Origin of the sequence: Anaerosporobacter sp. (assembly GCF_031551385.1) — a bacterium.
Lineage (GTDB): Bacteria > Bacillota > Clostridia > Lachnospirales > Lachnospiraceae > Anaerosporobacter.
This window is the reverse complement of the sequence record NZ_JAVBNS010000175.1, coordinates 26,041-37,900: the sequence shown is the minus strand read 5'-3', so window position 1 is coordinate 37,900 and position 11,860 is coordinate 26,041. Positions and strand designations below refer to the sequence as shown.

The window sequence follows — 11,860 nt, the reverse complement described above, 5'->3', positions numbered from 1 at the left end:
AGCAAGATGTCGCAGAATTAAAAGAAGACGTCACAGTGTTAAAGCAAGATGTCACAGAATTAAAAGAAGACGTGACAGTGTTAAAGCAAGATGTCACAGAATTAAAAGAAGACGTCACAGTGTTAAAGCAAGATGTCACAGGTGTAAAACAAGATACCGAAGATTTGAAATTAGACAATACGGACATGAAATCACAGTTAAGACAAATTCATCGTGATAGTAATGCAATTCTCGATGAAGTTGAAAGAGTGCATGGCATCTTAGATAAGCACAAGGAAGATAAACAAGTGCATACGGCATAGCAAATAATCATAAATGAAGGTGTAAAGTCTATTGAATTATTTAGACTTTGCACCTTTTTAGTTGAGTTTGCATTATTGATACCCAGATGCACCAGCACGATACTGTTTCGGCGATTTTCCAATAATCTTTTTAAAAACGGTAGAGAAGTAGTAAGGCGTTTGAAACCCTAATGAAAAACTGATTTGAGATATCTTCAAATCTGACAATTCAAGGAGTTCACACGCTTTTTGTATTTTCAACCTAGTGTAGTACTCTACGGGTGGATAGCCTGTTTTTTCTTTGAATATTCTAGTGAAATGATACTTTGTAATGTTAGCAAAATCAGATAAATCATCAAGTGTTAAGGACTTATCAAGATTATCAAGCATATAGGTAATAACATTTTCAACGTCAATAATATCATTCTTATTAATAAATGTATTATTGATAGAAATTGTATTAAGATACGCCAATATATTTGATAAATAAGAAGAGGAAAGTAGTAGATTACTTTGTGAGTAACCTGTTTTTAGTATCTCAAAAATATCTTCAAACCAAGAGATTAGTTTAATATTATTTCCGATATTTTGAACAGGAGAGGCTGTTGTGAATTTAAGTAACTGGATATAATCTTCCGCTGTTTCACCACGAAAATGTGCCCAATATTTTGTCCAAGGTTCTTCACTGTCAGCTCCATAGCTATGAGGCATATTAGGTGGACAGACAAAAATATCACCAGCTTTTATCTGCCAAGTCCTAGAATCTAATGTTAACCAACCTTTACCTGAAACGCAATATATCAAAATATAGTCCTCTGTAATTCTGTTGTTTACAAAATGACCATGCGCTTTTATGTATACACCTGACCATACAAGCAGAAGTTTGCTTAGTATGCTGTTTTGCATGGATTTATCAATGATTTCTGATGGAGTGTAGAAGGAACTTTGTTTAAAATTGCAAGGATTTATGTCATTGGATATGTGATTCATATAGTAATCTCTCCTATTTCTTGAATAGCAATATCTTATATTATTTTAAGCAATAATGCAAATGTTAATTGATGATAGTGAGAGGTATAATGATGTTGGAGTTTAAAATCGGAAAGACGATAGCGAAGTAATTCAACCGAAATGCTATTTGGTGTGAGTTTAATTTAAGGAGGTTCTATGGAAAACAGTCGATTTTTCAAAAATGTAACAAACGCAAACATGATAAATATAACATCAATTAACCGTGAAACTTCCCATTCGCCGTGGGGAGCTTATGAGAGTGCAGAGCAGGCGAAAACTTGTGATAAAGAAAGCTCAAAATGGGTTCAGTGTTTAGATGGAAAATGGAAGTTTAAATTGTATCCATCAAGTGAGGCAGCAGAACAATTTTGGAAAGAGGAGTATAATCATTCTGATTGGAATGAGATTACTGTTCCTGGGAACTGGGAGTTACAAGGATATGGGGTTCCGATTTACACAAATATGTGCTATCCATGGAGTTTAGACAGCAAAGAAAAGCATAGTATTCGTCCATTTAATGATGAAAGAACAGCACCAAACGCTCCGTATATACCAAATGAAAATCCAACAGGTTGCTACTATAGAGAATTTACTATAGAAAGTGAGCAACTTGGCAGAGAGATATATATACATTTTAAAGGAGTAGAAAGTGTCTATTATCTTTGGATAAATGGAATAGAAGTGGGCTATTCTGAGGATAGTAAGCTACCAAGTGAATTCAATATAACTCCATATGTGAAGGAAGGAGTGAATACGGTTTCATTAAAGGTAATGAGATTTTCACAAGGTACTTATCTTGAAGACCAAGATTATTGGTATCTTTCAGGGATATTTCGTTCGGTATATCTTTATGCAAAACCAAAACAACGAATTATGGATTGGAAGATAGATGCAACCCCTGACCTTGTTCATTCATCAGGTACAATTCATGCTGATGTAAGCTGTAATCGATTCGATGGCTATGCCAATTATAGCGTAAAATTAGATTTGTATGATAAGGAAGGAATGTTACTGAAAAGCCAGACTTCACAGATAAATCCTTATGCAGAGTATAGAAGTTATGAAAAACCAACTGCAAATACGGCAAGAATTGTTTTCGATGTTGAGAATATAAAGTTTTGGAGCTCAGAAGAACCGAATCTTTATATTGTAGTAATAACATTGCTTTCACCAACAGGAGAAGAAGTGGATTTTGAAAGTTGTAAAGTAGGCTTTCGAGAGATAAAGATTGAACAAGGAATTATCCTGTTAAATGGTCAAAGATTAATCGTAAGAGGCGTGAACCGACATGAACATGAGGCGCATCACGGAAGAGCGGTAACAATTTCCCACATGATAGAAGAAATTAAGGCAATGAAAAAGCTAAATATCAATTCCGTAAGAACGTGTCATTACCCAGATGACCCAAGTTGGTACGAGCTTTGTGATGAATGGGGAATCCTGCTTGTATGTGAATGCAATATAGAAACGCATGGTTTAGCTGGAGGATTAACACACAATCCAATCTGGGGCACGAACTTCTTGGAAAGAGCAATTCGCATGGTGCTGACGTATAAGAATTACCCATCCATTTATTCTTGGTCGTTAGGAAATGAGAGTGGTGTTGGTGCAAATCATGCGGCAATGGCAGGCTGGGTGAGAGAATATGACCCGAAACGTTTGTGCCAATATGAAGCAGGAGAACCAGCAAAGAACATCTCCGATGTCAGAGGAAATATGTATGCAACGCAGAAAAAGATACTAAATATGCTGACAGATGCAAGTGATAATCGCCCTGTCGTATTAGTAGAGTATCTGTACCAGATTTGCAATGCTGGTGGTGGTATGGATAAATTCTATGAACTGGTTGAAAATTATAAGCAATTTCAAGGCGGTTATATATGGGATTGGACAGATAAAGCTTTGATAAATAAAACGGAGACAGGAGAAGAATACTTTGCCTATGGCGGAGACTTTGAAGACAGTTTTGTTGATGAATTCTTCCCTGGTTTTATGACGAACAATGGAATCTTGCTGCCTGATTTAACATGGAAACCAGCCGCATATGAGGTAAAACATTTTTATTGCCCAATTGTTTTTGAAGAAGAGAAATTCGATAATGCTTGGATAATAGACCCTAGTTATGGACATTTTGTTATTAAAAACAGAAATATGTTTTTAGATACAAGTAATTATAAAGTAGTTTATGCTATTAAAGAAAATGGGGTTGTGATAGACACAGGAATCTATGAACTACCTTATCTAAAAGCAGGAGAAGAAACTAGGGTATGTTTTGAGCCTGATATAACGAAAAAACCGAATGCAGAATATTATGTTGATTTTTCTATTCGCTATCTTGATGAAACATCTTTTGCAGAGGCAGATTTTGAATTGGCATGTTTTCAATTTAAGTTAAGTGGTGGAGTTTATCTGGCGGAATGTAATAACAGGGATAAGAATGGAAATAGTGAAAATGAAAAAGGCATGAATATTATTGACCAGAGTGATGCTATTGTTATTAAAAATAATACTGTTTCCATATGTTTTGACAAATCAAGTGGTATTATTAAATCGGTATGTAAAGATGGAGAAGAATATATTAAGGAAGGCCCAAAAGAATGCTTTACCAGACCATTTACAGGAATTGATTCTTGTGAAGGGGGGGGAAGGTATCCGCTTTGGAATATATTTGATACAGAGGGAACGAAAAGTAAACTGGAGAGCATAGCAGTAAATCCAATGGGAAAAGAAGTCGTTGTCGAGACAGTACGCTCAGTTGTTTTTGCAGAAAGTTGTTATGGTATTACGGTTCGAATATTATATATGATAAAAGCAAATGGCGGCATACGAGTGATTACAAGTTTTGACATGGATTCCTCCTTACCAGATTTACCAAGGGCTGGTGTGGAAATTATTATTCCAAGTGGCTATGAGAATCTGGAATACTATGGACGTGGGCCAATTGAAAACTATTGCGATAGAAAACATGCCGCAGCATTGGGCGTTTATCAAAACAATGTTGAGAACGAGCATTTCGCATTTATGCCTCCTTCTGAAAATGGAGGGCATGAGGATACTCGTTGGATTACGCTTGGGAATGAGAGTGGGAAAATAATTAAGATCTCTTCTAAGAGTACATTTCATTTTGATATCCACCACAATAGTATTTCTGATTATAAGAAAGCAAAGCATGAGCATGAATTGATTCGAAAAGAGGAAAGTTATCTTCATATTGATGTGGCTCACAGTGGTATCGGAAGTGATATGGGCTGGAGTTCTTATGTGGCAGAGGATTGTAAGGTGAAGGCACAGACGTATTTGTTTGAGTTTTTGATGGAGTTTGAATAAGGTGTAGGTAAAGTGATGGAAGAATAAATGTTATTGAAATGCAGTTGAAATTAAGATATGATAAAGTATGGCAGTCGTGATTGATGTGTATATTTTAATAATCTAATCTAGGAAGGAACATAAATATGGCACTTGAGAACAAACTAGGTATTACAGATTCAGTTGAATTGGCTAGAGCGGAAGAAAGAATTAGTAAAAAGAAAGCAGTTGAGTTATTTGAGAGTGGATATTTATATAAATTAAAGGCTGGAACCTTTGAGGCTCTTGCAGAGATTCATAGCTATCTTTTTGCTGATATCTATGAATTTGCTGGAAAAGTTAGAGTCGTTAATATGTCAAAAGGAAATTTTAGATTTGCACCAGTTATGTATTTACAGGCAGCAATAGAAAATGTTGAGAAAATGCCACAGTCTACATACGATGAAATTATTGAAAAATACGTGGAGATAAATGTTGTTCATCCGTTTAGAGAAGGAAATGGACGAAGTACAAGAATCTGGCTAGACCTTATATTAAGAAAAGAATTAAATCAGATAATTGATTGGAGCAAAGTTGATAAGGAAGATTATCTGTTAGCTATGGAGCGGAGTCCGATAAAGGATATTGAGATTAAATACCTTTTAAAAAAGGCATTGACAGACAAGGTTGATGATAGAAAAATTTATATGAAAGGTATCGATCATAGTTACTATTATGAAGGATATACTGTTTATAAAACAGAAGAATTATAAGGCACAATGGAAAGTTTTTAGTAACAAATTTATAAATCAATAAAATTGAAGTTAAAGCAGGTATGAATTTGGCGAATAAGTATAAGCCTTTCATACCTGCTTTAACTTCGTGTGGAATAGGAAGTATAAAAAAAGTGAAAAAAATATTTTTTACGGGAACATAATAGCTCATAAAGTAGTCTTATTTATGTAACAAATTTATATGACAATGATAGAACGAAATGGAGGAAAAAATGAAAACATATGAGAGAACTTGAAAATGAGGAGTTTGCTGAGTTGGTAAAAATGTATCAATCCGATATGTACTATCTGGCGCTTTCTATTTTAAGAAATCAAGCAGATGCACAAGATGCCGTAGGTAGTTCTATTTTAAAGGCATTTGAACATAAGGCGAGTCTTAGAGATGAAAGTAAATTTAAGTCTTGGATTATGAAAATCGTGGTAAATACATCGAATTCTATGCTAAGGCAAAGAAACAAGGAAGTATTAACCGAGGGGAATATACCAATAAAATAGCAGTACAGTATAAAAGAAAAGAGTGCCTTTTGGGAACAGGTCATGCAACTAGATAAAAAATTAAGAGTAATCATTATTTTATATTACTTTGAAGATTTTTCTACGAAGGAGATTGCCAAAATACTGACTATCCCTGAGGCCACTGTAAGAACACGCTTAATGAGAGCAAGAACGAAACTAAAAGCAATGATATAAAGGAGGAAAATTATATGAGCAATCTTAACGATGAAAAAATAAAGAAAATGCTTCATGAATCTCAGCCTGATTTGCCAATCGGGTATGAGCAAAAAATAAATAATATAGTAAATCATCTTGGTGAAAGAACAGATAAAAAACATTTTATTTTAAGACGAGTGATTGTAGCAAGCGCTTTTTGCCTGATTCTAAGTGCAGGTGGTGTATATGCGGCATCTAATTATGTTAGCCAAAGAATGCAGGATATGGATAATGAAGAAATTAAGAAATATAATGAAGATGTACAAAGTGCAGAAGTAAACGCAGATAATTTTAATCGAGAGTTATCGGAACAAGAGCAAGAACGAAAAAATATCTTGGCTAACGAGTATAATTCTGAAGGAAGGTTTCCGAATTCAAGTGTAATGGAAATTTCCGATTTAGAGGAAATAGATGAGAATACGTTATGTTTTCATTCTTCAACCAGTACCTTTTATTTACCAAATCGTGATTTGACAGATGAAGAGATATTAGAATTAATTGATTTTTATTATAAGAGAGATTATAGTGTTCAAATAAGTAATCAAACTGAAAAAAGCAAGTTGGAGGAAGAAACAAAAAATATATCAAGTACGTTATTAGAAAAAGCTGCAATAACGCAGAAGGAAGCTGTTTCTATTGCAACAAAGTATGTAAATGATATCTTTGGAGAAGATGTATCAAACATTTCTTATGGAATAGAAATCAGTGAGAATTTTGATCGAACAAAAACGTATTATGGTGTTTCTTTTTCTTCCGACGAAATGCAATATTCGGTAGAATTTGATGCCGAAGATGGTAAACTATTTTTAATTTCGTGTGGTTCGGATTATCATGCGGACGGTATATCAGTAAACGAAGAATTTTATATAAATCAATATCCTGAAATAAAGGAATTTTTTGGTGAAAAGATTTCAAACACTGAAAATATAAAAAACGTTTATTTAGAGTATAAAACAGAATCAAATGAATATTTATCACATGGAACTGTAAAATATTCATTTGAGATGAAGGACGGGAGTGGTTACTTTTTACTATATAGTTGTTCAAAGGAACGAATTGTACAAATTATGTGTACAGATGAATACGCACTCTTTGACAATTCATCTGATGTAGAAAAAGCAAAGGCATTGGGAATTACTCGACACCAAGTGGAATTAGAATAAAATTCTTATGGGGAGTATTGACAGTCGATGGTTTAGATATGTTATAATTAAGAGGTCTGTCTAAGAATAGACCTCTTAATTGAAAAAGAAATAAGTCAGTAAAATTATAATATTCAGAAAGGCATGGTCACTGTTATGAAAATTTCTAAAAGCATAAACTATCTCTTGAATGAAACAAAAGGTATAGAGCTGGTTATCTGTAATCATTCTACACTATCATATCCAATGCATAACCATGTTTCTGTATATACGATAGGTTTGCTAATAGAGGGAGCTATCGATATTGCAATGAATGATAACACAATGCAATATCAAGAAGGTGATACATTTGTCATTCATCCCTATGTTCCGCATAGTATACAGGCAGTCAAGGAATACTCCATGCTATGTATCTGTATCCGTAAGCAAACAATAGAAAGTGTAGAATTTCAATATCTGAAAACAAATATTATGAAAATGCTGACTCTTATTGAAAATCTTGATAAAGTGTATCAAGAGAAGATAGTAGATAAATTAAATGAAATACAAGCAATGAAAGACAAAATTAAAGATAAAGGATTGAAATCTAGGGCTACTTCTGTTAATGATGTACGAGAACAACTAGAACGATTCCCAGAGAAAAAGATTAGTATTGACGAAATGGCACAAGTAGCATTTGTAAGTAAATATCATTTTATCCGTAATTTTAAACAGGAAATAGGTTTAACCCCTCATCAATTTCAAATACAAAACCGTATCCGTAAAGCGCAAAAATTACTTCAGCAAACAGAAAAAATAACAGAAGTGGCGTTGGACACAGGATTCTGTGATCAAAGCCACTTCATTAAGCAATTTGAAAAAATAGTGAGACTAACACCATCTAAGTATAAGATGTCTTGTTGCATAACTGAATACAAATAGAATTAAAGCAAAGCAGGTATGAATTTGGCGAATAAGTATAAGCCTTCCATACCTGCTTTAACTTCGTGTGGAATAGCTTTGGGGAGTATGGAAATAACTCCTGCTTCATAGTTTAATTCAGTATTATCATTGATACAGATACCACTTCCGGCAATAACTTCATGTGTCTCAAGTTGTTCCATATGTGTGTGATTTCCGATTTTCATATTCGGAGCAATTCTTACAAGGTGATAACTGAATTGCCCACCTGATTGTTTGGCAGTTATAAGATGCTTTAGTTCAACTCCGTCAAAGGTAGCGTGTTTGGACCACGGTATGTCTGAAAAATGAATGCTATTGTTTGGTAAAAGTAGTTTGCCATCATTGTTAAATTTCTCAAAAAGATTTTTGAATTCCATGATAATATCTCCTAATGTTATATATTAGCTGTTGAGCTTAGATTTAGTTTACAAAATGTATTATTAATGCGATTGTATAAAATTGCGGTTTATATAAATATGGCATCATTACTTTAGTTGGGAGATTGTTGCAAATGGAATAGAAATAGTATTGTTACTATGATATAATGAGAATAGTTATTTTATGGAAGTAAATAGAACGATTTAATGGAGGGACTTTTTATGATACTTGAAGAATTTGATAAGAATCAATCAGCGGTATTAAATGCATTTGACATAATTAAGCCAGTCGAGGGATTTCCTAAGATTGCAGTATCTTGTTTTGCTAGATTTACATTTGATAGGCTGTTAAACGAATTAGGCGCAGTTCAAATCACTTCGATTTATACTGCTAATATGGAAAATCCTGTCTATAAAGCAAATTATCGTGGAATTGAAGTTGCATTGTTTATGTCAAGTGTTGGTGCGCCTGCTTGTGTTGGAGCAATTGAGGAGCTTTTTGCAATGGGTACTGAAAAATTAATTCTTTTTGGTACTTGCGGTGTACTAGATGCATCAATAAGTGAATGCTCTGTAATAATCCCAGATAGAGCAATGAGAGACGAGGGAACAAGTTTTCATTATGCACCTTCTTCAGATGAAATAGCTGTAAATCCAAAGTACATAGATTTATTTACAGATATTTTAGACAAACATGGGTGCAAATATCATACAGGAAAAGTATGGACAACAGATGCCGTTTATAGAGAGACACGTGATAAGGTTAACATGAGAAAAGAACAGGGATGTATCTGTGTGGATATGGAATGTTCGGCAGTTGCGGCGCTTGCACAGTTTAGGGAGAAAGAGATCTTTCACTTTTTCTATGCTGCTGATAATTTGGATGCAGAAGAGTGGGATGCAAGAAGTCTATCAAATGAAACGAATCCGTTGGAGAAGGATAAGATTGCTACACTTGCTATGGAATTGGCAGTAGCTATTATGGATGTAGAGAGCAATGTGTAGCAATCCTAAAACGCATGAGCATTTGAACTTTGTATTATCATATTATTAGAAAGAAAAAACCTTAGATTGAGAGGTGGATTTATGGAGAAAGTCATACAAGAGTGGTATGAAGATAAGAAAAATGTAGATGAAATGTTTGATTGGAATAAGGCAAATAATAAAATTAAAATTTGGGAGCAGGAAGTTATAAAAGTATTTCCTGAAAAAGCAAGCATTCTTGATATTGGGTGTGGAAAGGGAAGAGAAGCATTTGCACTTTCAGATATGAATTTTTCTGTTGTTGGAATTGATATTTCGGAAGAAGTTATTAATCAAGTTACAAAGTCATCCGCTCAAAATGGTTATAGCATTTCATTTCAAGTATATGATGGACATTCGCTGCCATTTGATGATGAATCCTTTCAAGTTATTATTATTTGGTCACAGACATTTGGATTACTGCAGGGTGATAATTATAAACAGGAATTTCTAAAAGAATGTAAACGCGTACTTAAAAAAGATGGTATATTAAGTTTTTCAGGGCATGATGCTAGGTATTTACAAGAACACTATATGCAATACATTAATGGAAGAAAATTTTATCCATATGCGAACGCAGAGATTTATTGGGAAACATTTTTGCCAGAGGAACTTTCTGACTATGCTAAAAATGCTGGGTTTTCAGTTATACTTTGCGAAGAAGGCGAAATATATAAGCCAGAAGATGGAGTTGTATTACATTGCTTATGTAAAAAGTAAGGAGCGAGAAAAATAATAAACTTAACAAGAATCCGATTTCGGACTATACTAAAAAATAGTCTGAAATCGGATTCTTGTCTTTAGTAAAGGAGAACACATTTTGGACTTTCAGATGCGGCGTTTTGGATATTATATACGAATTTGTGAATCAGAAAAATCATATTCACAAAACGATTTATGCAATGAGTGGTTTTACTCAAAACAGACCATTAATTCAGCCATTGCAAATCTCGTAAAATCTGGATATGTGGTTCTTGTTCCTGTACCAAATTCGCGTAATCGTAAAATAATTGAACTTACTGAGGAGGGGAAGAAGTTTTGCGATAAGTCTGTTAATCTTATTATCCATGCAGAGCGTCAATCTTTTGTTGGATTTAGTAATGAAGAAAGAGAGCAGTGTCTTTTTCTTTATCAAAAAAACATATCGTTACTAAGAGCGTCGTTTGAGAAATTATTAAAAGAGAAAAGTTGAAAGAAAATAAATATAAAGGAGACCATGTGCCCACGGATTCTTTCAACTATAATTGGAAAATAACACAATAATGATTGTTACTGGTGGTAGTGCTTTGGTTGCGAAAACACTGGGAGAAGGAAAAGAAGAGAAAGCAAACAGCTATTTTTCTATCTGTTTTATATGGTAACCTACTCATCGTTCTCATCTTCCCCTTCGACATACTCAAGAATATCGCCAGGTTGACATTTTAAAGCTTTACAAATAGCGTCTAATGTGGAAAAGCGAATAGCTTTTACTTTTCCTGTTTTTAGATAGGATAGATTCACATTGGATATTCCGACCTCTGCCGCCAAATCGTTCAATCGCATTTTTCTATCCGCTAAGACTCGATCCAATCGAATAATAATCATAAGGTATGGTCCACCTCGTCTTGTAAATGAACTCCATAGTGTATAATATAAGCGGCAACAAGAAAGACAATATTGGGGATTAAGTCATTTAATAAATTTTGTCCTGTGGAAATAGAAATTGTACTGTTGGTAAACTGATTCGTAAGATAGCAGATAAATACTTTTATAAATGGAACGAATACAGCCACAGCCATTTGAAGTAGTCCATAATATAGCAGATAGGAAGCGTTTTGCTCCGTGAATATCTGGCCGTTACTTATATTATTGAACACACGACTTAAAAACCAAAAACAAAGAATCAAAGGTATCATATTGACAGCATACATGGTGGAAAGTCCAATCTGTGTTAGTAAGTCGATTTTTTCGCCATCATAGGCAAAAACTCGAATTTCATCTTTCATGCTTATCGTAGGACCACGAGAAGTCCAATTGTGATCCTCTTCAGAGTAAATAGCATTCTCATAGAATCCTGTACTTGTACGTAGGATAAAAGTTTGACGCCCCATAAAGCTCAAGATCAAACCTACAACAAAAAACAACATCGCAAGATAACAGATACACTTCATAAATAGTGCAGCAGACCTTGCAAAGGGCTCATTAATAAGTTTATGTATTTTTTTCATGTTCATCACCTCAAGTCAAGGGTAGCATGATAGTTCACATAAGTCAATAATTATTTAATGCTTATCGTTAAATGAGTAAAATATGGG

General features: G+C 34.0%; 12 protein-coding genes and 1 pseudogene. 9 read left to right on the top strand and 4 right to left on the bottom strand.

Going from position 1 to position 11,860, the window contains the following annotated elements; genetic code table 11:
* Positions 1-302: hypothetical protein (locus RMR19_RS14245; protein WP_331654743.1), on the top strand; the 302-nt coding region annotated here is incomplete at its 5' end.
* 72 nt (positions 303-374) lie between these two features.
* Here RMR19_RS14245 and RMR19_RS14240 read toward each other — a convergent pair.
* Positions 375-1,271, bottom strand: coding sequence for an AraC family transcriptional regulator (locus RMR19_RS14240; RefSeq protein ID WP_310604162.1), 897 nt, complete (start codon positions 1,269-1,271; stop codon positions 375-377).
* Positions 1,272-1,448: 177 nt separating this feature from the next.
* On the opposite strand from RMR19_RS14240, the gene RMR19_RS14235 reads away from it, so the two are divergent.
* The 5 genes and pseudogenes from RMR19_RS14235 to RMR19_RS14215 all read left to right on the top strand — a co-directional run bounded on the left by RMR19_RS14235 (position 1,449) and on the right by RMR19_RS14215 (position 8,145).
* On the top strand, positions 1,449-4,619 hold the full coding sequence (locus RMR19_RS14235; RefSeq protein ID WP_310604161.1) for a glycoside hydrolase family 2 TIM barrel-domain containing protein: 3,171 nt from the start codon (positions 1,449-1,451) through the stop codon (positions 4,617-4,619).
* A 125-nt stretch (positions 4,620-4,744) separates the two neighbouring features.
* Positions 4,745-5,350 (top strand): protein adenylyltransferase Fic, encoded by a 606-nt coding sequence (gene fic, locus RMR19_RS14230; RefSeq protein WP_310604160.1) that lies wholly within the window; start codon positions 4,745-4,747, stop codon positions 5,348-5,350.
* A gap of 243 nt (positions 5,351-5,593) precedes the next feature.
* Positions 5,594-6,061: pseudogene (locus RMR19_RS14225) on the top strand (RNA polymerase sigma factor).
* Between the two features lie 14 nt (positions 6,062-6,075).
* Positions 6,076-7,245, top strand: coding sequence for a hypothetical protein (locus tag RMR19_RS14220; protein WP_310604159.1), 1,170 nt, complete (start codon positions 6,076-6,078; stop codon positions 7,243-7,245).
* Positions 7,246-7,380: 135 nt separating this feature from the next.
* Entirely contained in the window at positions 7,381-8,145 is a 765-nt protein-coding gene (locus tag RMR19_RS14215) for a helix-turn-helix domain-containing protein (RefSeq protein WP_310604158.1), read from the top strand.
* Positions 8,146-8,147: 2 nt separating this feature from the next.
* Here the strand turns inward: RMR19_RS14215 and RMR19_RS14210 are convergent, their stop codons facing one another.
* Entirely contained in the window at positions 8,148-8,543 is a 396-nt protein-coding gene (locus RMR19_RS14210; protein ID WP_310604157.1) for a cupin, read from the bottom strand.
* Between the two features lie 222 nt (positions 8,544-8,765).
* Here RMR19_RS14210 and RMR19_RS14205 point away from each other — a divergent pair, with 222 nt between their 5' ends.
* From RMR19_RS14205 to RMR19_RS14195, 3 genes are all read left to right on the top strand, one after another.
* Positions 8,766-9,548 carry a nucleoside phosphorylase gene (locus tag RMR19_RS14205; RefSeq protein ID WP_310604156.1) on the top strand — a complete coding sequence of 261 codons (783 nt, stop codon included), beginning with the start codon at positions 8,766-8,768 and terminating at the stop codon, positions 9,546-9,548.
* A gap of 81 nt (positions 9,549-9,629) precedes the next feature.
* Entirely contained in the window at positions 9,630-10,286 is a 657-nt protein-coding gene (locus RMR19_RS14200; protein WP_310604155.1) for a methyltransferase domain-containing protein, read from the top strand.
* 100 nt (positions 10,287-10,386) lie between these two features.
* Entirely contained in the window at positions 10,387-10,758 is a 372-nt protein-coding gene (locus tag RMR19_RS14195) for a MarR family winged helix-turn-helix transcriptional regulator (RefSeq protein WP_310604154.1), read from the top strand.
* A 170-nt stretch (positions 10,759-10,928) separates the two neighbouring features.
* On the opposite strand, the gene RMR19_RS14190 is transcribed toward RMR19_RS14195, so the two are convergent.
* Positions 10,929-11,150, bottom strand: coding sequence for a helix-turn-helix domain-containing protein (locus RMR19_RS14190; protein WP_310604153.1), 222 nt, complete (start codon positions 11,148-11,150; stop codon positions 10,929-10,931).
* The gene (locus RMR19_RS14185) at positions 11,147-11,773 is read right to left on the bottom strand and encodes a DUF2975 domain-containing protein (protein ID WP_310604152.1); all 627 of its coding nucleotides are present in this window, start codon (positions 11,771-11,773) and stop codon (positions 11,147-11,149) included. The genes RMR19_RS14190 and RMR19_RS14185 overlap by 4 nt, the downstream gene beginning before the upstream one ends.
* Between the last annotated feature and the right edge of the window lie 87 nt (positions 11,774-11,860).